Annotated in this window: 22 protein-coding genes and 3 pseudogenes; 10 read left to right on the forward strand and 15 right to left on the reverse strand. The window is 61.6% G+C overall.

The window, feature by feature from the left end; all coding sequences use genetic code 11:
- Both NKJ40_RS29765 and NKJ40_RS29770 read right to left on the reverse strand, forming a co-directional pair.
- Positions 1-256, reverse strand: a 256-nt coding sequence (locus NKJ40_RS29765) for a co-chaperone GroES (protein ID WP_352469112.1), incomplete at its 3' end; no start/stop codon positions are given.
- Positions 257-493: 237 nt separating this feature from the next.
- Positions 494-694, reverse strand: a complete 201-nt coding sequence (locus tag NKJ40_RS29770) for a hypothetical protein (protein WP_352469113.1) — start codon at positions 692-694, stop codon at positions 494-496.
- Positions 695-735: 41 nt separating this feature from the next.
- Between NKJ40_RS29770 and NKJ40_RS29775 the strand changes: the two genes are divergently transcribed.
- Together NKJ40_RS29775 and NKJ40_RS29780 are read left to right on the forward strand one after the other, a co-directional pair.
- Entirely contained in the window at positions 736-879 is a 144-nt protein-coding gene (locus NKJ40_RS29775) for a S46 family peptidase (protein ID WP_352469129.1), read from the forward strand.
- A 151-nt stretch (positions 880-1,030) separates the two neighbouring features.
- Positions 1,031-1,486: a S46 family peptidase gene (locus NKJ40_RS29780; RefSeq protein WP_352469114.1), complete on the forward strand. Its 456-nt coding sequence runs from the start codon at positions 1,031-1,033 to the stop codon at positions 1,484-1,486.
- Between the two features lie 803 nt (positions 1,487-2,289).
- Here the strand turns inward: NKJ40_RS29780 and NKJ40_RS29785 are convergent.
- The 11 genes and pseudogenes from NKJ40_RS29785 to NKJ40_RS29835 all read right to left on the reverse strand — a co-directional run.
- Positions 2,290-2,454 (reverse strand): annotated as a pseudogene (locus NKJ40_RS29785) (NrtR DNA-binding winged helix domain-containing protein); the annotation flags it as partial.
- Between the two features lie 71 nt (positions 2,455-2,525).
- Positions 2,526-2,856: pseudogene (locus tag NKJ40_RS29790) on the reverse strand (aspartate 1-decarboxylase); the annotation flags it as partial.
- 60 nt (positions 2,857-2,916) lie between these two features.
- The gene (gene bioZ, locus NKJ40_RS29795) at positions 2,917-3,900 is read right to left on the reverse strand and encodes a 3-oxopimeloyl-[acyl-carrier-protein] synthase BioZ (RefSeq protein ID WP_352469115.1); all 984 of its coding nucleotides are present in this window, start codon (positions 3,898-3,900) and stop codon (positions 2,917-2,919) included.
- Positions 3,897-5,162: an adenosylmethionine--8-amino-7-oxononanoate transaminase gene (locus tag NKJ40_RS29800; protein ID WP_352469116.1), complete on the reverse strand. Its 1,266-nt coding sequence runs from the start codon at positions 5,160-5,162 to the stop codon at positions 3,897-3,899. The genes bioZ and NKJ40_RS29800 overlap by 4 nt, the downstream gene beginning before the upstream one ends.
- Positions 5,162-5,797, reverse strand: a complete 636-nt coding sequence (gene bioD, locus NKJ40_RS29805; protein WP_352469117.1) for a dethiobiotin synthase — start codon at positions 5,795-5,797, stop codon at positions 5,162-5,164. Before bioD ends, NKJ40_RS29800 begins: the two co-directional genes overlap by 1 nt.
- Positions 5,798-5,808: 11 nt before the next feature.
- Entirely contained in the window at positions 5,809-6,948 is a 1,140-nt protein-coding gene (locus NKJ40_RS29810; protein ID WP_352469118.1) for an 8-amino-7-oxononanoate synthase, read from the reverse strand.
- Positions 6,945-7,943, reverse strand: a complete 999-nt coding sequence (gene bioB / locus NKJ40_RS29815; protein WP_352469130.1) for a biotin synthase BioB — start codon at positions 7,941-7,943, stop codon at positions 6,945-6,947. The genes NKJ40_RS29810 and bioB overlap by 4 nt, the downstream gene beginning before the upstream one ends.
- A gap of 95 nt (positions 7,944-8,038) precedes the next feature.
- Positions 8,039-8,893, reverse strand: a complete 855-nt coding sequence (gene nadC, locus NKJ40_RS29820; protein ID WP_352469119.1) for a carboxylating nicotinate-nucleotide diphosphorylase — start codon at positions 8,891-8,893, stop codon at positions 8,039-8,041.
- Positions 8,893-10,434, reverse strand: coding sequence for an L-aspartate oxidase (locus NKJ40_RS29825; RefSeq protein WP_352469120.1), 1,542 nt, complete (start codon positions 10,432-10,434; stop codon positions 8,893-8,895). Before NKJ40_RS29825 ends, nadC begins: the two co-directional genes overlap by 1 nt.
- Positions 10,431-11,405 carry a quinolinate synthase NadA gene (nadA, locus tag NKJ40_RS29830; RefSeq protein WP_352469121.1) on the reverse strand — a complete coding sequence of 325 codons (975 nt, stop codon included), beginning with the start codon at positions 11,403-11,405 and terminating at the stop codon, positions 10,431-10,433. The genes NKJ40_RS29825 and nadA overlap by 4 nt, the downstream gene beginning before the upstream one ends.
- Positions 11,406-11,471: 66 nt before the next feature.
- Positions 11,472-12,440 (reverse strand): NUDIX hydrolase, encoded by a 969-nt coding sequence (locus tag NKJ40_RS29835; RefSeq protein WP_023722073.1) that lies wholly within the window; start codon positions 12,438-12,440, stop codon positions 11,472-11,474.
- 171 nt (positions 12,441-12,611) lie between these two features.
- On the opposite strand from NKJ40_RS29835, the gene panB reads away from it, so the two are divergent.
- From panB to NKJ40_RS29865, 6 genes are all read left to right on the forward strand, one after another.
- A complete protein-coding gene (gene panB, locus NKJ40_RS29840; RefSeq protein ID WP_352469122.1) occupies positions 12,612-13,472 on the forward strand; it encodes a 3-methyl-2-oxobutanoate hydroxymethyltransferase in 861 nt (286 codons plus the stop codon).
- On the forward strand, positions 13,469-14,329 hold the full coding sequence (gene panC, locus NKJ40_RS29845) for a pantoate--beta-alanine ligase (RefSeq protein ID WP_352469123.1): 861 nt from the start codon (positions 13,469-13,471) through the stop codon (positions 14,327-14,329). Before panB ends, panC begins: the two co-directional genes overlap by 4 nt.
- Positions 14,330-14,423: 94 nt before the next feature.
- On the forward strand, positions 14,424-15,149 hold the full coding sequence (locus NKJ40_RS29850) for a LuxR family transcriptional regulator (RefSeq protein ID WP_352469124.1): 726 nt from the start codon (positions 14,424-14,426) through the stop codon (positions 15,147-15,149).
- A gap of 93 nt (positions 15,150-15,242) precedes the next feature.
- A complete protein-coding gene (locus NKJ40_RS29855; RefSeq protein WP_352453545.1) occupies positions 15,243-15,875 on the forward strand; it encodes an acyl-homoserine-lactone synthase in 633 nt (210 codons plus the stop codon).
- 22 nt (positions 15,876-15,897) lie between these two features.
- Complete coding sequence (locus tag NKJ40_RS29860) at positions 15,898-16,272, forward strand: transcriptional regulator domain-containing protein (RefSeq protein WP_352469125.1); 375 nt, start codon at positions 15,898-15,900, stop codon at positions 16,270-16,272.
- Positions 16,250-16,741, forward strand: coding sequence for a DUF2285 domain-containing protein (locus NKJ40_RS29865; protein WP_352469126.1), 492 nt, complete (start codon positions 16,250-16,252; stop codon positions 16,739-16,741). Before NKJ40_RS29860 ends, NKJ40_RS29865 begins: the two co-directional genes overlap by 23 nt.
- Before the next feature lie 176 nt (positions 16,742-16,917).
- Here the strand turns inward: NKJ40_RS29865 and NKJ40_RS29870 are convergent, their stop codons facing one another.
- Positions 16,918-17,208: a hypothetical protein gene (locus NKJ40_RS29870; RefSeq protein WP_352469127.1), complete on the reverse strand. Its 291-nt coding sequence runs from the start codon at positions 17,206-17,208 to the stop codon at positions 16,918-16,920.
- A 334-nt stretch (positions 17,209-17,542) separates the two neighbouring features.
- Between NKJ40_RS29870 and glmS the strand changes: the two genes are divergently transcribed.
- Together glmS and NKJ40_RS29880 are read left to right on the forward strand one after the other, a co-directional pair.
- The gene (glmS, locus tag NKJ40_RS29875) at positions 17,543-19,366 is read left to right on the forward strand and encodes a glutamine--fructose-6-phosphate transaminase (isomerizing) (protein WP_352469128.1); all 1,824 of its coding nucleotides are present in this window, start codon (positions 17,543-17,545) and stop codon (positions 19,364-19,366) included.
- A 460-nt stretch (positions 19,367-19,826) separates the two neighbouring features.
- Entirely contained in the window at positions 19,827-20,042 is a 216-nt protein-coding gene (locus tag NKJ40_RS29880) for a helix-turn-helix domain-containing protein (RefSeq protein WP_352453550.1), read from the forward strand.
- Positions 20,043-20,151: 109 nt separating this feature from the next.
- Here the strand turns inward: NKJ40_RS29880 and NKJ40_RS29885 are convergent.
- A pseudogene (locus NKJ40_RS29885) lies at positions 20,152-21,524 on the reverse strand (transposase).
- Between the last annotated feature and the right edge of the window lie 119 nt (positions 21,525-21,643).

Raw genomic sequence — 21,643 nt, forward strand, 5'->3', positions numbered from 1 at the left:
GAAGGTCTTCGCCATTGAGCTTGACTTCGGTGCCCGACCACTTGCCGAACAGGATGCGGTCGCCGGCCTTGACGTCCAGCGGGACGAGCTTGCCGACCTCGTCACGGGCGCCGGAACCGATGGCGATGATCTCGCCTTCCTGCGGCTTTTCCTTAGCCGTATCGGGGATGATGATCCCGCCGGCGGTCTTCGCTTCGGACTCGACGCGGCGAACGACCACGCGGTCATGCAGCGGCCGGAAATTCGACTTTGCCATTTTTGGATTTCCCTGGTGCGGATGTTGAACGGTTCTCCGTTGCCGGAGCGTGGTTAGCACTCACCACAAGCGAGTGCTAGCGCGGCAGTGAGATAGGCCGTAGGCTCCTGCTAGTCAAGACGGAAGAGGGACGGGCGAAGAGCAAACGAGCGTGGAAGCACCGAGCCCTTTACGTGAACGACGTCGGAGATCGGACATGGGATGGGGCGGCTCACCATTTGTGACTGAAGGCTTTATTCATTTGGCACGATTGGTGCAGCGGATGATCCGCAAACGTTGCGCGCGACAAATATGAGAGGTGAACGCCATCAGCATGAACTCGAATTTGAAATGTTTGGCCAAAGCAACTGCCATCGCCTTGCTCTGGACGGTGACGGCTACGTCGGCGGACGAAGGTATGTGGATGCCGGGCCAGACTGCGGAAGTGGGCGCGGCCATGCGGCCGTCTGGACGCTGACCCGCTCAACGCGATCGTATCACTGGGCGGATGCTCCGCCTCGTTCGTCAGTCCACAAGGGCTGGTCGCAACCAATCATCATTGCGTGTTAGAATCCATCCAATACCACAGCAAGGAGGGCCAGGACTATCTCACAGACGGCTTTCTGGCGAAGAGCCCTGGGTGAAGAATTGCCCGCGGCGCCAGGCAGCCGCATCTATGTGATCGAGGACATGCGGGATGTGACCGCCGAAACCTCAAGAGCGTCTCGGACAAGCTGAACGGGTTTGCCCGGTATGAGCGGCTCGCCACGAACAAAAAGGCCCTGATCGCCGCATGTGAAGGACAGCCCAATCGCCGTTGCGATGTATGGCGGCGTCTCCTACTATCTCCTCCAGAAGCTCGAAATTGAGGACGTGCGCCTCGTCTATGCGCCCGCGCTCGGCATCGGCAACTTCGGCGGCCAAACGGACAACTGGATGTGGCTGCGCCACACGGGCCACTTCGGCTTTTATCGCGCCTATGTCGCTCCTGATGGTTCCTCCCGGCCATATGCGCGCGACAATGTGCCTTACCGGCCGAAGAGTTGGCTACCCATAGCCTGTGAAGGCGTCAAGGAAGGCGACCTTGTGATGGTCGCCGGCTTTCCCGGCGCAACCCACCAGTTCCTGACTGCGGATGAAGTCCGGTTCAACTTCGCGCAGTTCGAACCGCGGTTGCAGCGTTCGCTCTCGGATTATCCCGCCCAGATCAATCAGGCAACGGCAGGCAATCGCGAGGCGCAGATCCATTGACCGCCCGCTTCACAAATTGGCTCGGCCTAAAACGCATGGGAAAAGCAGAAAAGGCAACAGATCGGCACCAGAATGAATATGGCCGCGCGAACTGACAGACGCGCCAACAATCGGCATCTCGCATGGTCGGTGGCACTGGACGTGGCTCCCACCCTGCTGGCGCGACTCCCCATCAGGTCGTCGGGGTTCGCTGGCAAAAAAAACTTCCGCGTGTCTCTGCGCGATCCATCCCGCTTGCGCGTGCCTAGTCAACCAAAAAACTGACCATCTGCAGGATCAGGATCAGCAAAAAAAAGCCAAAGGCAGACGCCAAAACAGCTGCCAGCAGGACGATGCGTTGTTTCTTCACCCACAGTTCCCCCGGGAGAGAGTCTAATGATAATCCTTAAAAAAGGCGCCCTGGAACAGGGCGCCCCACGCTCATTTGTGCAAGTTTAAAGTTTAGCTTGCCTGCTTTATGTAATTAGATGTTTCTTTTATGCGACACTTTTCCAAGTGTTACTTGCACAAATCGAACGCATCGCACATTTAGACTAACTGTACATTCGATTAGCGACTTTGACGCACGCGTTTACTGGCGGTATACATCCTTCACCGTTGCCGCAAGGCATTGGCCCAGGCGCGCGGCACCTCCTTCACGACAAAGGTTGAAAGCCCGTCCTCGGGCGTTTCATTTCCAAGGTCACTCCGATCCACTCATACGGCTTCCCGAGCGAGACCGTGGGTTCGGACGGTGCGAATGAATTTCTCGTTATAATCGAATTGATTATAAGGGTATATTTCTACGTTGAGTATAAAGGATGTCAAGCCCGTGCCAGCGGCAATTTTGTCCGGGCGACCGCCGTTTCGTCCAGGACATGGTGGCGGAAGCGATAAAGCTTCGCCGGCCGACCGCCGGTATCACAAGCACTTTCGCCGGTCTCCTCCACCAGTTCCTGCTGCTCCATCAACCGGCGAAAGTTCTGCTGAAGCGCCCCTGCCGATGTAATGGTCAACGCCGTCCGCGTCAGCGCATTGCCATCGGCGAGAAGCCGACGACATTGTTGATGACGAACGTAACGATCCGCGGCTTCAGAGAGGAATGTGCGCTTCGTCCAGATGGATGGAGTTGCAGACAATGATCTGGTCGTCTGGCTGGCAGGTCCGGGCGGCCGCGCCGTTGAGGATGCAGCATCGAGAGCCGCGCTCGCCGAGGATGACATAGGTCGAGATGCGCGCGCCGGAAGTCTTGCTCCATGTCTCCACGAATCCATTGGCAAGGATCCCGGCTTCTTCGCAGTAGTCAGGGTCGAGCGTTATCGAACCGTGGCAGTTGAGGTTTGCTTCGGTGACGTGGATGCGTGCAGCTTGCCGGCGACTATTTTTCGCATCGGTCCCGTTGTACTATTCATCTCACAGAGCCAGTCCTGATGTTGAGCAGCTTCGCTGGGCTAAATCCCGACGACGAGCGCCCCGCCGCTGAGTCCCGCACCTGCCGCCGCCAGGAGTATTTTCTCGCTCGGCCGAAACGGCTCCGCTTGATTGGCGAGCGACAATGAGAGCGGGATCGTCGCGGCCGAAGCGTTGCCGTATTCGGCAATCGTCTTGACAATTGCTTGATCCGCTATGCCGAGGTTACTCCCGACAGCATCGAAAATGCGAGCATTGGCCTGATGCGGCACGAACCGGTCGACATCCTGTGGTCGCACTCCGGCAGCGGCTAGCGCGCTTATCGAGCAATCGGTCATCATCTCGACGGCCTTTGCGAACACTTCGCGGCCGTCGGTCATCGTCATTCGGGTTTGCGCGAGGTCGAGGTCACCGTGGAACGGCTTGTTGCTTCCTCCTGAGGGAATCTGGATCAGCCCGTATCGCGAGCCGTCCGAATCCACGGAGGCACCGAGAATCCCCCGATCAGTATCCTCGCAGGGACCGATCACGAGGGCGCCGGCGGCATCGGCAAACAGCACGGCGCTGGCGCGCTCAGAGGGATTGATGCGGCGGCTGAGGATATTGGCGGCGATAACAAGGCTCGCTTTGCCGTGCAGGCGGGTAAATCCGTCCGCAAACATCAGCGCATAGATGAAGCCGGCGCAGGCACCGGTCAGATCGACCGCGCCTGCGCGGCCAAGGCCGAGCTTGTGTGCGACCAGGGGTGCACTGGGCGGCAGAAGATGGTCGGGCGTCGAGGTGGCAAGCAACAGCAGACCGATGTCGTGGCGCGCAATGCCGGCGTTCGCCAGCGCCATGTCGCCAGCCTGCGTGGCAAGACCAGACAGCGTATCTTCATCCGTTGCCCAGAATCGCGAGCGAATTCCGGTGCGCCGCTCGATCCAGCCAGGTTCGAGCCCGAGATTGTTCTCGATCTCGGCATTCTCCACTTTGCGCCCAGGCGCATGATGGCCAAACCCGAGAATGCGCGACGACCTGGTCATGGCTTCGAACCGAAGCGTTCGCCGGCCTCCTCGATGGCGTCATAGAGCCCGTCCAGTTCCTCGCCGGTGATGCAATAGGGCGGCAGAAGGTAGAGGACATTGCCGAGCGGGCGCACGAGCAGGCCGCGCTCGAGGAAAAATGCGCGCAGCTTCGGCCCGATCTCGGCCAGATAGCCGGCAGAGCCGGCGCGCAGGTCGAGGGCCGCGAGGGTGCCGGTCGTCCGGCTGTCAGTGAAGTAGGGATTGTGGCGAAAGCGTTGAAGCCCGGCGGCCTGCTTCGCGCTCAAGGCCGCGATCCGCTCGGTCACCGGCTCGTCGCGCCAGATCTCGACATTGGCAAGTGCTGCCGCACAGGCAATCGGATTGGCGGTGTAGGAACTCGAGTGGAAAAAAGTCTTCTTCCGATCGTCGGAATAGTGGGCCTGGAAGATGGCATCGGTGGCGAGCGTGGCCGCGAGCGGGATGGTGCCACCGGTCAAGCCTTTCGAGGTGCAAAGGATATCAGGAGAGATCGATGCCTGTTCGCAGGCGAACATGGTTCCGGTGCGTCCCCAGCCGGTCATCACCTCATCGGCGATCAGCAGCGTGCCGGAGGTCTCGGCGATCTTCTTCAATTCGGTGACAACCCAGGCCGGATACATCAGCATGCCGCCGGCGCCAAGCACCAGCGGCTCGACAATCAGGGCGGCGGCGCGCTGGTCGCGGCTGACGGCCTCGAACCGATCCAGTGTTTCCTGCTCGCGCCCGGCGGCCGGGAAGGGAATGGTGTCGACCTCGAACAGCAAGGGTTCGTAGGCGGCGTTAAACACGCCGCGGGCGCCGACGCTCATCGTGCCGATGGTGTCGCCGTGATAGCTGTGCTCCATGACGGCGATGCGCGAGCGCGGAGCGCCGGTGTTGCGGAAATAGCCGAGCGCCATCTTCAGCGCGACTTCGACGGAGGTCGAGCCGCTGTCCGAATAGAACACCCAGTCGAGTCCGGAGGGAGCGAGACCGACAAGCGCCTTGGCCAGGCGTTCGGCCGGTTCGTGCGTGAAGCCAGCGAAGATAATCTGGTCGAGGCTCGACGCGGTCGTCTCGATAGCCTTTATGATGCGCGGATGGCGGTGGCCATGCGTGACGACCCACCAGGATGAGATGGCGTCCAGGATGCGCGCGCCATTGGCTTTGTGGAGATAGGCGCCTTCAGCCAGGACGATTTCAGGGATCGCCGGCTCGAGCGCGTGCTGGGTGAAGGGATGCCACACACGGGATTGCGGCATTATCCGCCTCCGGCAATCAAAGCGAGGTCGAAGCCGGCAATCATCGCTTGTCTCAGCGTTTTGTCCGTCAGCGGATCGAGGTGCGGCAGCCTGCCGAGTTGCGGCACGTCGCCGAATTCCACGATCGTCCGTTGCGTATCGGTCATCTCATCGCCGATGAAGGCGATGCCAGCCAGCGGGATAGCGCGCGCCCGCAGGGCCTCGATCGACAGCAGGGCATGATTGATTGTTCCGAGCGCGGTGCGGGCGCACAGAATGACCGGCAACTGCCATTGCTCGAATATGTCGATGAACCTTGTCCGGCGGTTCAGCGGCACCATCAGCCCGCCGGCGCCTTCGATGACGAGCGGTGTCGGCAGGACCGGAAACGAAAGATCGGCAGCCTCGATCGAAACGTCGTCGATTTCGGCCGAACGATGCGGCGAAAGCGGGCTCTTCAAGCGGTAGGCTTCCGGCAGCACGCGCCCCGACGGCAGCCCGGCAAGTCGCGCAACCGCCTCGCTGTCGGTCTCGCCGTCGAGGCCCGATTGCACCGGCTTCCAGTAGAAACCGTCAAGCAGGCCGGCAAGCCCGGCCGAAAACACCGTCTTGCCAATTCCGGTGTCTGTTCCGGTGATGACGATGCGCTTGGTCATGTCGCCTCCGGTCATGTCTGGGCCAACACCTCGACGAGCGCCTCGAGCATGGCGGAAATGTCGGCTTCGCCGATATTGAGCGTCAGTGAGATGCGCAGCCGCGACGTGCCCTCGGGCACGGTCGGCGGACGAATGCCGCGTATGTCGAAGCCGCGGGCCTGCAGGCGCGCCGACACTGCCATGGTGCGCCTGACATCGCCGGTTACCAAGGGCTGGATCTGAGAGCCACTTGCTATCGCGCCGCAGCGATCGACCAATTGGCGGCCTGCGAGGGCAACGCGTTCATGCAGCTGAACACGCCGCATAGGCTCGTCGGCGAGCATTGCGAGCGCTTCGCGCGCCGCGACCGCCATCAGCGGCGATGGCGCGGTGGCGTAGATGAATGGCCGGCAACGGTTGATCAGATACTCGCACAGTGTCCTCGGCCCGGTCACGAGCCCACCAGATGCGCCGAGCGCCTTGCCGCAGGTGTGGAGCGCGACGATGTTGTCGCGGCCCTCGAAAGCGGCGGCCAGCCCCCGGCCGTCCGGTCCCCAGACGCCGGTGGCATGGGCCTCGTCAATGACGATGAATGCGTCGTGCCGATCGGCAAGCGCGACCAGGCTCTCCATCGGCGCGCGGTCGCCATCCATGCTGTACAGGCTTTCGACCACGATCCACACGCGCCCCGCGCCGCCTTCGGCGCGCCAACGCTTGATCGCGTCCTCGACAGCATCGACGTCGTTGTGCGCGGCCAGCTTGAACTCGGCACGTCCGGCCTGTGCCCCCTCATGCATGCTGGCATGGGCGAGCTCATCGAGGACCAAAAGGTCGCCCTTCTGCGGCAGCGCCGTCAGGAGAGCGAAGTTGGCGATGTAGCCGCTGCCGAAGAACAGCGCGCGGTCGGCTCCAAAGAATGCCGCCGCGTCTGCCTCGAGCTGCTCGTGTTCCGGCGCATTGCCGCGCAACAGCCGCGACCCGGTGGCGCCAACCGGCGTGCCACGCGCAATCGCCGCCGCAACCGCTTCGCCAAGTCTTTTGGAGGCGGCAAGCCCGAGATAGTCGTTCGACGAGAAGTCGCGCCCGGCGCGCGGCTTCAGCGTCCGCAGCCGGTCCTTGCGCGCCAGTCCCTGCAAGGTCGCCTCATAGCGGGCAAGCGGTGCCCCGTTCATTCCGCCTCGAGTTCCATCGGCTCGATGCCAAGGCGCCGGAACAGCAGGGTATCCTTGTCCTCACCGGGATTGTCCGCCGTCAGCAGCGTGTCGCCGACGAAGATCGAGTTGGCGCCGGCAAAAAAGCACAGCGCCTGCATCTCGTCGGTCATGGCCGTACGGCCGGCGGAAAGACGGATATGCGATTTCGGCATCATGATGCGCGCCAGCGCGATCACGCGCACGAATTCGATCGGCTCGATGGGCTTGGCGTCGGCAAGCGGGGTGCCGGGGATCGGGATCAGCATGTTGATCGGAACGCTTTGCGGATGTTCCGGCAGGTTGGCCAGCGTCACCAGCATGCCGATCCGGTCCACCGGCTCCTCGCCCATGCCGACAATGCCGCCGCAGCAGACCTTGATGCCGGATTGGCGAACGTGCTCGAGCGTCTCGAGCCGCTCGGCAAAGCTCCGCGTGCTGATGATCTCGCTATAGTAGCGTTCCGACGTATCGATGTTGTGGTTGTAGAAGTCGAGACCAGCCTGCTTCAGTCGAGCGGCTTGCTCAAGATCGAGCACGCCGAGCGTCATACAGGTCTCCATGCCCAGCGCCTTGACGCCTTCGACCATCGCCACCACCGCATCCATGTCGCGCGCCTTGGGGTTTCGCCAGGCCGCGCCCATGCAATAGCGGGTTGCGCCGGCGTCACGCGCCTTGGTCGCCTCGGCGACGACGCGCCGGACCTCCATCAGCTTCGACGCCTTCAGGCCGGTCTCGTGATGCGCCGACTGGCTACAATAGCCGCAATCCTCCGGGCATCCGCCCGTCTTGATGCTGAGCAGCCGGCTGAGCTGGACCTTGTTGGGATCGAAATTCTGGCGGTGCACGGTTTGCGCGAGGAAGAGGAGATTGTTGAAGGGGGCATCGTGAAGTGCCCGAGCCTTCTCCAGGGTCCACGCTCCAGGGTCAGGGGATTGAGCCTGGGGCGATGTCTGCGTTGGACTCGCTGTTTGCATGTCCATGCTGTTCCTCCGGTTCTGCCTTGCTTTGCTGTCTGATTGATGACGATCGGAAAGGACAGTTGATTCGATCCTGTTCGTTCCTCAGGCGATCATGAGCCCCAATAGTCGAGGCCGATATCCAGGATCGGCGCGCTGTGGGTCAGTCGGCCGACCGAAATCAGATCAACGCCGGTCGCGGCAATCGCTCGCGCTGTATCGGATGCGATCCCGCCAGAAGCCTCGGTGATAGCACGGCCGCCAACGATTGCGACGGCGCGGCGAAGATCGGCGAGGGACATGTTGTCGAGCAGAACCGCATCGGGAGCGAAGCCAAGTACCTCCTCCAACTGGGCCAGCGTATCGACCTCGACCTCGATCTTGACGAGATGACCGGCCCGTCTTCGTGCTCGCTCGAGCGCCGGGCGAACGCCGCCTGCGATGGCGATGTGGTTGTCCTTGATCAGAATTGCGTCGTCGAGGCCGAAGCGGTGATTGGATCCGCCACCTGCGCGCACGGCGTATTTTTCGACTGCCCGCAATCCGGGCGTCGTCTTGCGCGTGCAGACGATCTTCGCGCCATATCCACGAACCGCGGCGACGATCGATGCCGTTGCTGTAGCGATGCCGCTCAGATGGCACAAAAAATTGAGTGCCGTCCGTTCGGCTGTGAGAATGGCCCGGGCAGGGCCAACCACTGATGCAATGACCTCTCCATCCATGACATTGGAGCCGTCTGCCCGCTCCACCGAGATTTCGATATCAGGATCAATCAAGCGGAAAGCGAGCATCGCCAGATCGAGGCCGGCGACAACTCCGGACTGGCGCGCCGCCAGCACGGTTCCCGCTTGGCGTTCCTTCGGGACGATGGCCTCCGTGGTCAAGTCGCCGGCTCTGCCAAGGTCTTCAAGAAGAGCTGCCCTTACAAGCGGCTCAAGCATGACCGTGGGAAGCGGTGAGAGCGTCATCACTTTGCCCCTTCGAGACTTGGCGAGTGTCCGAGTTCCCGCGCAGCGGCCAAGGCGGCTTCGAGGGTGATTTCGGACCGTCGGGCGACAGTCGCATGATGAGGAAAGTCTGTCCGGTAATGAGCGCCGCGGCTTTCTTCGCGCAACAGGGCGGCAACCGCGATCATTAGCCCGACAGCCGCCGGATCCGAGGCCGCGTCCTTGCTTTCGGCGAGCGGCAATAAGACACGTGCGGCTGCTTTCAAACCTTCACCATCCCGGACGATGCCGAGTGCGCGCGACAGGAAAACACGCACGGGTGTCGGCGCGGTCGATGGGTAAACGTCCGCAAACGCAGGCTTTGTTCTGCGAGCAGGCGTTCCGGCGACACTTTCAGCGACCCAGCGCGCGCACACGACGGCCTCGGTCAAGGAATTGCTGGCGAGCCTGTTGGCGCCATGCAGTCCTGTCGAAGCGACTTCGCCGCAGGCCCACAGCCCCTTGACGGAGGTCCTACCGGAGCCGTCCACGGCAACGCCACCCATGTGGTAGTGTTGGGCCGGGCGAATGGGGATGAGATCGCGCGCGGGATTGATGCCGGCTCCACGACAGGCTGATGCGATTGTCGGGAAGTGTCGAGCAAATTCCGGGCCAGGCCGTTGCCGCGCGTCGAGAAAAACACGGTGGCCGTTGGCAAGATGGTTCCAGACGGCGCGCGCCAAGACATCACGAGGCGCAAGTTCCGCCCCTGGCACGCTCTGGAGAAAAGCCTGGCCGGTTTCGTCGATCAGGGCAGCACCTTCGCCGCGGACGGCCTCGCTGACCAGCACCATAGGGCGTTCCGGGCCGTCGAGCGCGGTCGGGTGGAACTGGATGAACTCGAGGTCGGCAAGGACAGCTCCAGCGCGGGCCGCAAGCGCCAGGCCCTGTCCGTAACTGCCCCAAGGATTGGTGGTGTCGAGAAACAGTCCCCCGATCCCACCGGTGGCGAGGACGACCCGCCGTGAGCCGAAGAAGACAGGTCCTATCGAACCGCTCGCCCAGACGCCTCGGATCGCATTCTCTCGCACCGCCAGCCGGCGCGCTTCCACGCCCTCCACGACAACAATCGACGGTGTGGAACGCACAGCCGCGATCAGGGCACGCATGATCTCACGCCCGGTGCCGTCACCATGCGCATGAACGATGCGACGTCGGCTGTGTGCGGCCTCCAATCCGAGGCACAGTGATCCTTTCGGCGTACGGTCGAAGGGAACCCCAAAGCCCGCAAGCCCCTCTATCGCCTTGGGCGCGGCTTGGAGGATGCGGCTCGCCACGTCTGTGTCGCAGAGACCATCCCCGGCGGCAAGCGTATCGGCCAGGTGCAGTGCCGGATCGTCGTCTTCGCCGAAACTTGCAGCCAGACCACCCTGTGCCCAGGTGCTCGAATTGTCAGCTCCCAGCAGCGTCCTGGACAGAAGCAGCACCGGCTCCGGCGCCAGTTGAAGCGCGGTCATCAATCCGGCGATGCCGCCGCCGATGATGATGGGCCGCCCGAAGAAGCTGCGGACATCGGCGCTCAAATTGCCAGCATCCGTTCGACCGCAAGCCGCGCGCGCCCGGCGATCCCGGGTTCGATGGTTACGATATGGTGGTTCTGCTCGAGCGCCATGCGGATGTTGGCAAGCGTGATCCGCTTCATGTGAGGGCACAAATTGCAGGGCCGGATGAACTCGACCTCTGGGTGCGCTAACGCGACGTTGTCGCTCATCGAACATTCCGTCATCAGCACGACACGTGCCGGCCTTTGCCTCTCGACATAGTCGGACATGGCAGCGGTCGAGCCGGAAAAATCTGCTTCAGCCACGACGTCGGGCGGGCATTCGGGATGCGCGAGCACGATCACGCCGGGATGGCTTTCGCGCAACTCGCGGATGTCGGCCGGTGTAAAGCGCTCATGCACCTCGCAATGCCCTTTCCAGGCGATGATCTGCACATCGGTCTGGGCGGCGATATTCTGGGCCAGATATTCGTCCGGCAACATGATCACCTGGGGAACGCCAAGGGATTGGACGACCGCCTTGGCGTTGCCGGATGTACAGCAGATATCCGACTCGGCTTTCACTTCGGCCGACGTGTTGACATAAGTGATGATCGGCACGCCGGGATAACGCTGGCGCATCAAGCGCACGTCTTCTGCCGTGATCGATTCCGCCAACGAACAGCCTGCCCGCAGGTCGGGAATGAGCACCGTCTTTTGCGGATTGAGCAGCTTGGCCGTTTCGGCCATGAAATGTACGCCGGCCAGCACGATGACTTGCGCCTCGATCGTCGCAGCCGTGCGGGCCAGTGCCAAGCTGTCGCCGACGATGTCGGCCACGCAATGGAAGATATCGGGGGTCTGATAGTTGTGCGCCAGGATGATGGCGTTGCGCTCGCGCTTCAGTGCAAGGATCGCCTCGATATCCTCGACGAAAGCCGGCCATTCGATCGGCGGGATCACTCGTCGGACGCGCTCGTAGAGAAACGCGGTCGCAGGCAGCATGGCGCTCATCGACCCCTCCAGCTTATACTCTAGTTGAAAATAACCAGCATATACTTGCTGTGAGTATAAGCGATGTCAACCCCGCGCCAGCGGCAATTTTGTCCCGGCGATGACCCTCTCGTCGAGAACGGCGTGGCGGAACCGGTAAAGCTTCGCTGGCCGGCCGCCGGTCTCCGCGGTTGCCTCTCCGGTCTCTTCGACCAGCTCCTGCTGCTCGATCAGCCGGCGAAAGTTCGGCTTACGCACGAGCCTGCCGGCAAGCGCCTCCACGGTTCGCTGCAGCTGCAAAAGCGTGAAGACCGGCGGCATCAGCTCAAAGACGACCGGCCGGTATTTGATCTTGGAGCGCAGCCGCGCAATGCCGGTCGCCACGATGCGGCGATGATCGGCGACCATAGACTTGCTGGGCACCAGCGGAGGCAGCGTCGCGTCCCGTCCGCTTCCGGCCTCTTGGACCAGGCCTGCTTCGTAGACTAACTCATAGCGTTGAAGCGTGAGTTCCTCGTTCCAAAGGCGGTCGTCGAAGCCGAAGGCTATCGTCGCCCGCTGCCAGCGTTCACGTCGCGTGGCCGCGTCGCTGACGCCGTCTGCCCATTCAATCAGGCGCGGTCGCAGAACGTCCAGCACGACCGGAGGCGTGCCGGAGCGGTGGTCCTCCCATGGAAAATATTCATACCAGCTCTGCCAGCCGCACTTGGGCGAGCCAGCTGCCTGTTCCTTGCGGGTCAATGCGAGATAGCTGATGGAGATGACGCGCTGCTGGCGCTCGGCGCCGATGCGATCCCGATCCGCGAAGGTGTAGAGTTGCTCAATATACCCCAGCGGATGGCCGGTCTGCTGCTCGACCCACCCCCTCAAACCGGATTGCAGCGATCGGTGCTCAAGCGCAAATGGTCCGGAGGGCAGGGTGTCCGCCTGGCCGATGGTGAGGACACAGGGTTCACTGTCGTTTACGGCGACGACAAAGGCGATCAGGTCCACTTTGACTTCGTCGGCCTTGACGGCGGCTCTGTCTTTCCTGGGTCCTTTTGCCTGATCGTCCATGTTCGCGAAAGTGGTTGGTGCTCGGGGGCGCCTGAATCGATTTAAGTGTAAGCGCGCCTGTCCGCACGTCAACACCGCACAGCTGCACGGCCATTTTTAGCTCTTCGCACTTGCACAAAAATGTGGCAAACGCGACACCCGCGGTTGGTAACGTTGGGGAAGGAGGGTCCATTGAGTGCGTTTGGTGACACCAAGGCGATCACACCGCCGGATATTCGTTCGCGCAAAGGTGGGACGCCGCTCGTCTGCCTTACCGCCTACACGACGCCAGTCGCCCGGCTTGTCGATCCCCATTGCGATGTGGTGCTGGTCGGCGACAGCGTCGGCATGGTTCTCCACGGCCTGCCCTCCACGCTCGGTGTGACGCTGGAGATGATGATCACGCACGGCCAGGCCGTGCGCCGTGGCCTCGAGCAGGCGCTGATGGTCGTCGACTTGCCGTTCGGTTCCTTCGAGGAAAGCCCCGAGCAGGCTTTCCGCAATGCCGCGCGCGTCATGGCCGAGACCGGCTGCGGGGCCGTCAAGCTCGAAGGCGGCGAAACGATGGCAGAGACGATCCGCTTCCTCGCCGCGCGCGGCGTGCCGGTCATGGCCCATGTCGGCTTGACGCCGCAGGCGATCAACACCATCGGTGGCTACCGCGTGCAGGGCAGAGGCGGGGATGCCGAGCGCATCAGGCGCGACGCGCTTGCGGTGAGCGAAGCGGGCGCCTTTGCGGTCGTGCTGGAGAAGGTTCCCGAGGCGCTCGCCCGCCGGATCACCGGGGAGGTGGCGACCCCGACCATTGGCATCGGTGCCTCGGCAGCCTGTGACGGCCAGATTCTCGTCGTCGACGACATGCTGGGCCTCTTCGGCGACTTCCGGCCCAAATTCGTCAAGCGCTATGCGGAACTGGGGGAGGCCGCTGCGGCTGCGATCGCGGCCTATGCGCGGGAAGTGAAGGAGCGCCAGTTTCCGGCCGCCGAGCACGTGCTTGCCGATGCGCCCAAGCCCGCCGACGGGGACGCCACCAAGAGCGGAGAAGCAGCGTGAGCGTGCCGATTGTCAGGAGCGTTGCCCAGCTTCGCCAAATCGTCGCCGCATGGCGCCGCGAGGGCGTGAGGATTGCCGTGGTGCCAACGATGGGCGTCCTGCATGAGGGCCATCTCAGCCTGGTGCGCGCGGCACTCGAGAAGGCCGACCGGGTGATCGTGACGCTGTTTGTCAACCCGAAGCAATTCAACAGCCAGGCCGATCTCGCCGCGTATCCGAGCACCGAGGACGAGGATGCCGCCAAGCTGGCACCGCTTGGCGCGCACCTGCTTTATGCGCCGGACGCAGAGGAGATGTATCCGGCGGCCTTCGCCACGACCGTTTCGGTGTCCGGTGTCAGCGAGGGCCTGTGCGGTGCCTTCCGGCCGGGACATTTCGATGGCGTGGCGACCGTCGTCGCCAAGCTCTTCCTGCAGACCAGCGCTGACTTCGGCTTCTTTGGCGAAAAGGACTTTCAGCAGCTTCAGCTAGTCAGGCGTATGGCCCGGGACCTGGATATTCCAATCACCATTGTTCCTTGTCCGACAGTCCGCGAAGCCGACGGTCTTGCACTATCATCGCGCAATGTCCGGCTCTCGCCAGCAGAGCGTGCTGTTGCCCCCGAGCTATCATCGGTCTTGCTCGAGACGGCTGAGTGGCTTGCCCGCGGCTCGCCCGTCCTGCCAACGCTTGCCGAAGCGCGCGCAGCAATTCTGGCTGCGGGCTATCGCGAGGTCGAATACCTGGAACTTCGCGACGAGGCAGATCTGCGACCCATGACAAGCCTTGACCGACCTGCACGCTTGCTTGTCGCGGCCTGGCTCGGCGGCACACGGCTCATAGACAACGTCAGAATATCACGGGTTTCAACAGATTAACGGGGTTCTCGGCACGCGCTGTATCCGTCCGGGATCGTTTAAAACAAGGTCTCTGCCTGGCATCGAGCGATCACGGAGGTTACGCAAAGCGCAAATGCATCGCGTGTTTGAGAACTTCGTCGAGCAACTGTCTGCAAGTGTTGATGCTGCCGATCTCCGTGAGGCAATGGCATCCGCTGCAGCCGGCTTCGATTTTCCGCTATTCGCCTATTTCACTTACCCGTCGGCCCCCGGCGACGCCCCGCAATTGATCTCAAACTATCCTTCATCCTGGACATCACGTTATCTGCAACAGCGGTACCACAGTCTTGATCCGGTCATCCTGCGCGGGCTGCAAGGCTGGGATACCTTCGATTGGGGTGTGGATCGCGCTCGGCACTGTCTGCCGAATTCGCAGCAACAAATTCTGGAGAGTGCGGCTGAGTTTGGCATCCGCGGCGGCCCGACGATATCCATGCATGATCATCGCGGCCGGTTTGCTGCCCTGACCTTTGCTTCCGACGAGTCCCGCCCGCCTCTGTTGCGGTCACTGACACGTTACGAAAAAGCATTGCAGCTGGTGGCCATCAACTTTCATATCCATGTCCGGCGCAGGCTCGCCGACGATCGCGTGGTGGATGGTGTAACGCTCACCCCGCGGGAGTTCGAGTGCCTGAAATGGGCGGCGCGCGGCAAGTCGGCTTGGGTTATCAGCCAGCTTCTCGGCGTCTCAAAGCGCACCGTGACCTTTCATCTGGAAAACGCCAAGGCAAAGCTTGGCGTTCGAACGATCAACCAGGCCGTTGCACGACTGGCTGCCTCCGGCCAGGCGAGATCCTGATTCGTCGGCCACGATAGCTGTAAACCTCTACAGGCTGCATCGCTGCCGGCTTTGCCCTTCGATGGCGGGAACACATCCCGCACGGAGGCGACCATGATGCAGCTGATAACACCAGACCTTTACGACGAGTTCGCAAGCGAGCTCAAAGAGATGCACGGGCTCAGGTTTCGGGTGTTCAAGGAAAGGCTCGATTGGGAAGTTGATACCGAAGACCAGATGGAAACAGACCCGTTTGATGGTCTGAAGCCTGTCTATCTGCTCCTCAAGGGATCCGACTGGCGAATTCGCGGTTGCGTGCGTCTTTTGCCCAGCACCGGACCCACAATGTTGCGCGACACGTTCCCGGTGCTGCTGGGTGCTGACGTCGTGCCCTCGACTGCCGACATATGGGAGAGCAGTCGTTTCGCGCTCGATCTTCCTCCGTCGGCGCCCAAGGCAGCGGGCGGACTGGCCCAGGCAACCTACGAGCTCTTCGCGGGCATGATCGAGTTCGGCTTGGCCAAGGATCTGACCCGGATAGTAACGGTGACGGACACGCGCATGGAACGGATCCTTCGCCTCGCGACGTGGCCATTGTCGCGCATCGGACAACCCAAGTCCGTCGGCAAAACGGAGGCGGTGGCCGGGTTTCTCGAGATTTCCCGCGCGAGCCTTTTGCGCATCCGCAGCAGGGGACGTCTGAGCGGACCGGTACTGTGGCAACCGGTTCTAGGCCCGTCGGCATAGCGCCATTGTGGACACCTGAGCCGTGAAGGATGCTGGTCTGCCCAAGGAAGCGACGGTCGGTCTTGTATGCTGGCCGGACTGGCGTCGTCACGAAGCTTACCACTACGCCAGACGATTGCCACGCACTGCCTGGGCCTGGGAGTTTCTTCGGCGCAATCCACAATTCCAGCGCGACCACGCCAAAATGGCACCGTCCGCCTACATTGTCGGAGCCCAGGCCGACATGAAGATAATCGAGTTGACGACAGGATCATCTTTCCTAAGACAATGGAGCCTCCTTTTTCGCGGACGCGCCACAGTCGGACGCTACGTCGGCAAGGGTCTTTTGGGATCCGCGCGACTGCGCCCGTATTCTACGAGCGTCCGCGGAGCCGGTGGGGCTCGACCACGATTTTGAACCGCTTGATCTCTCTTCGCTCTCATGCTGCAAGGACATCCTGCTGACACCTGCCGGCGTGCAGCACGTGCTGCTGAGGGAGGACTGCCGGAGTCTGCAGATCGCCCTTTCCGGTGCATCCGTTCTCCGCCCGTTGCGGCTATATGTCGACGCGATCGTGCAGCCGCAGCACCTGAAGTTCCATGTCGCTGCCCTTCAGTTCCTGAACGACATCAGTGGTTGCGGCCGCCTGGCAGCTGCTTGCTTTCCGCCGGAACCCCGCGGAGCGCGTCTGCGTATCGTGCTCCAGGCTTTGGATGGCTCGCTTGCGGGAGCATCTCATCAGGAGATCGCCATTGCCCTGTTCGGGAGACGCCGTGTCGAAGAAGATTGGTCTCATCCAGGTAGCCATCTTCGCGATCAGGTGCGTCGCGCCATCCAACGTGGCCGCTACCTGATGGGCGGTGGCTATAGACAGTTCCTGATGTAATTCGGGTGACAGCCCGGTGATTGTCTTATCCGAAAACGGGCAGGCATCAATCTCCATTTCTCACTGCTATTGTGCCTTGTACAAAACGTGACACGCGCCTAGTTCTTCCGCTGCGGGAATCGGGTTTGAGTAATACGGACGAAGCACTGAGAACCAACGCTTTCGTGATAGTGCATTCATGCCCCGAGAATCCTGATGACCGCTACGAACCCCAAGAAAGCCGGCGCTGACTGACACGGTCGCTGAACGTGCTCTGTGGCCTGCGCCGCCTGACTCTCGGTTTCGGCCATGCCGACCAACAGCGTATTGATAGGCCATCGCGGGCTAAACTCTACCGGCGAAAGCCGCGTCAACAGCGGCAGGCAATCAGAAACTTGATCGGCGGCGACGATGATTATGATCAACGTGACGAACACGTGAATCATGCCGACGGCGCCGACGATGCCGATGATGATGATGCCGATCATGCGTCGCTGATGCTGCCTAACTACAGTGCTTGTGATCATGCCGATCACCGCGTGATCACGAGCGGCGGCGGTTCGTGTCAGGTGCGTAGCCGGGATGGTCGCGCATGGCCGATTGTTCCTTCGTGCCGCGGGGTGGGCTTGCGTTCGGTCATGAGGGCGTCAGGCGCAACGAGAAGTTTAGATCAGGGGGTCATCCATGGGGTGGATGATAGTTATCCCTACAATCAATTGTACCAATATTACCGAATACTACTACAAGATCCCCAATGAAAGCGGCCGGATGGGTATCCGTCTCGCGTGGGCTGAAGCTGCCGCCAAGAATGGGAAGACGAACATGTGCGGGATTGTTGGCATCGTTGGGCAACAGCCGGTGTCGGATCGGTTGGTCGACGCATTGAAGCGTTTGGAATATCGCGGCTATGATTCCGCCGGCGTTGCGACGATCACCGAAGGTGCCTTGCACCGCCGGCGCGCCGAGGGCAAGCTCGTCAATCTCGAGAGGAGACTGAAGGAAGAGCCGCTGAGCGGCAACATCGGCATCGGCCACACGCGTTGGGCAACCCATGGGGCCTCGACGGAACGCAATGCGCACCCGCACTTTACCGACGGTGTCGCCGTCGTCCATAACGGGATCATCGAGAATTTCACCGAGCTGAAGGACGAATTGGCGGCGGCTGGCGCCGAGTTCCAGACCGACACCGACACCGAGGTCATCGCGCATCTCTTGGCAAGACACCGCCGGGAGGGCATGAGGCGGCAAGAGGCGATGCGTGCCATGCTGAAACGCGTCAGGGGCGCCTATGCGCTTGCCGTCCTCTTCGAAGATGATCCGTCGACCATCATGGCGGCGCGCAACGGACCACCGCTGGCGATCGGTCACGGCGACGGCGAGATGTTCCTGGGCTCCGACGCGATCGCGCTTGCTCCCTTCACCAATGAAATTACCTATCTCATCGAGGGCGACTGGGCCATTGTCGGCAATTCGGGCGCCCATATCTTCGATTTCGACGGCCATCCCGTCGAGCGTCCGCGCCATACCTCCACGGCCGCGGCCGATCTGGCCAGCAAGGGCAATCATCGCCACTTCATGGAGAAGGAAATCTACGAGCAGCCCGAAGTCATCGCCCATGCTCTCCGTCACTATAGCAACATCATAGAAAATCGCGCCGACATGGTTTCTGGCATCGATTTCGCCAGGATCCCGAGCTTGGCGATCTCGGCCTGCGGGACCGCCTATCTCGCCGGACTGATCGGAAAATACTGGTTCGAGCGCTATGCGCGCCTGACGGTTGAAATCGACGTTGCGTCCGAATTCCGTTACCGCGAGATCCCGTTGTCGCCGCAGTCGGCGGCTCTTTTCATTTCGCAGTCCGGCGAAACCGCCGATACGCTCGCATCGTTGAGGTACTGCAAGGAGCGTGGGCTGAAAATTGGCGCTATCGTCAATGCCTGCGAATCGACCATCGCTCGGGAGGCCGATGCGGTCTTCCCGATCCTTGCCGGACCGGAGATTGGCGTCGCCTCCACCAAGGCGTTTACCTGCCAGCTTGCGGTTCTAGCCGCACTCGCCATCGGCGCCGCCAGAGCCCGCGGGACCGTAACCGAAGACGAGCTGCAGGCGCTCGTCAGGAGCCTCGCCGAAGTGCCGCGCGTCATGGGCCAGGTACTCAACAGCATCCAGCCGGAGATCGAGTTCCTGTCGCGCGAACTGTCAAAGTGTCGTGACGTCCTGTATCTCGGCCGTGGCACCAGTTTCCCGCTAGCGATGGAAGGTGCGCTGAAGCTCAAGGAGATTTCCTACATCCATGCCGAGGGCTATGCGGCGGGTGAATTGAAGCACGGTCCGATCGCATTGATCGACGACAACATGCCAGTGATCGTCATCGCGCCCCATGATCGCTTTTTCGACAAGACCGTCTCCAACATGCAGGAAGTGGCTGCCCGTGGAGGGCGGATTATCCTCATCACCGATGAAAAAGGGGCAGCCGCATCGAAACTCAACACCATGCACACGCTCGTGTTGCCGGCTGTCGACGAGATTATCGCGCCGATGATCTTCTCGCTGCCGATACAGCTTCTTGCCTACCACACGGCGCTCTTCATGGGCACAGACGTAGACCAGCCGCGCAATCTCGCAAAATCGGTCACGGTCGAGTGATTGTGAACCTTTATAGGTGGCGATGCTTGTCCATCTTCGCTGCATCGGCGGTGGAAATTGGTCGAAGGTATCAGCGTCCGCGAGGCTGGGTGGACGGCGCCGCGAATAGCCACTGGAGGCGTCAGTGAGAGTTCGAGTTGCTGTTCAAGAAAGCCATCGGGGAGAATGAGTCGTGTAGGATCGCAGGTCGAATGCGCTACAGCCGATCAGGCCATCTCATGGCGGGCAGGTTCTTAGAACTTGATCAGAAGCAGGTGAGCCGCCATATTCCGACCCGGCTGCCAATTTCAAGTGGCCCATTCCATGGATGAGGCCGGTCCGGCCGAATGGACGTCCATTTTTTTGATTTGCTGGGTGTGCGCCAGGGTCGGGGAGGAAATCTCCCGATTTGTCAGGCGCTCCCATCTTCTTGGAGATGTTTATGAAGGATTCGCGCATTCCCGAGCCAGTCTTGACGGCTATGTCGCAGGGGACCCACATCATCCGCGCTTATCGTGAGCACCTTGGGTATTCAATCGAGGACCTCGCGGTCGCGTGCGGGCTTGCCGCTCAGGAAATCCAAAACATCGAGCGGGGTCTAAAGTACAATAAGGGCTATCGGAATCGGATAGCGAGATCGCTGTCCATACCTGTGGGAATTCTTGAGGCAGAGTCGGACATATCGGACGCCGCCTGATCAGTCGGATAATCTGCAATGGGTGGATAGTGTTGAAGAAGTCGGCGATGAAGCCGTGGATCCACTCGCACCGAAGCGTCTTGATTAAGGTCGACGCGACCTCCTCGCCTTAAGTGGCTCGGACGTTTGTTCCGAGGGTGCAAATCTTGGCCAATTTCCTGAGGTTCTGGGCGATGGCTGCAAGGTGGAACTCATCGCGGGCACCACAGGGGCCGCGCAATCGCAATCGATCGAGCTTCAGGATGCGCTTGAGGTGCGCGAACAGCATCTCCACCTTCTTCCGCTGATAGCGTGAGGTCTGGTAGGCGTCTGTCTTTGCGACGTCGCGGGCCATGTCGCGCGCGCCCTCATAGATCGAGCGCAGCACCTTGCGCGCCGGCTCCTTCGGGCAACAGCTGGGCTTCAGGGCACAGGCGTCGCAATCCAGCTTGCTGGCGCGATAGCGCATCATGCCATTCTCGTCGACGAGAGGGTGTGGCATCCGATAGGTCTTCTGGCGCTGCCTGAGCGTCTTCCCGCCAGGACAGATGTATGTATCGGCCTTATGGTCGTAGGTGAAGTCGTCGCGCGAGAAGGTGCCATCCTTGCGCCTAGACTTGTCGAAGACCGGGATATGCGGCTCGATCCCACGCTCATGCACAACCAGTTCAGCACTTCGGCCGAGCCGTAGCCGGTGTCGGCAATCAGCCGCTCCGGCCAGAGGCCGAGCTCGTCGTGCGCCCGCTCGATCATAGTCTTGGCGGCCGTCACCTCGGCTTGGCGCACCGCGGTCGAGGGCTCCACGTCCACGATGATGGCGTGCTCCACGTCGATCAAATAGTTCGTGCAATAGGCATAGACGGCTGGGCCACCCCAAGCGGCAGTCCAGCGCGCGGCGGGATCAACAGGGGAGACGAACTTGGGCTCCACCGGCGTGGCGGCCCCGAAGGCGGCGTCATCCAGAGTGGCGAGATACTCAGCCACGGCCCGCTTGGCTTTGGGATTGAGGTCCTCGGCCGTTTCGATCCCGCGCTGACGATGGGCGTCGGCGACGATCATGCTGGCATCGACCGCAAAGCCTTCGCCGCCGACGAGCCCTTCAGCTATGCAGCGCCGGACGACGGTCTCGAACAGTTCGCGCAGCAGGTCGGCATCGCGGAAGCGGCCGTGGCGGGTCTTGGAGAAGGTTGAGTGGTCAGGCACATCACCCTCGAGGCCAAGCCGGCAGAACCACCGATAGGCCAGGTTCAGATGTACCTCCTCGCACAGCCGGCGCTCCGAGCGGATGCCGAAGCAATAGCCGACGATCAGCATGCGGATCAGCAGCTCAGGGTCGATCGAGGGACGGCCGATCGGGCTGTAGAAGGGCGCCAGATGCTGGCGGATGGCGGACAGGTCGACGAAGTGGTCGATCGCTCTGAGCAGGTGATCCGCCGGCACATGCCGCTCCAGGCTGAAGCCGTAGAACAGCTCCTCCTGCATCACACTTTGCTCGCCCATCATCGACTCAATCTCCTCTTACGACGAAGATTGAATCAGATGGGATATTCGGCTTGAGCCCCATCTTCGACGGTGATGGACGGAGGTGCTGCGCTCCGAGCTGATGATAGAACGTGGTCTGC

The sequence above is a fragment of the Mesorhizobium sp. M0119 genome, from assembly GCF_040322615.1.
Classification (GTDB): domain Bacteria; phylum Pseudomonadota; class Alphaproteobacteria; order Rhizobiales; family Rhizobiaceae; genus Mesorhizobium.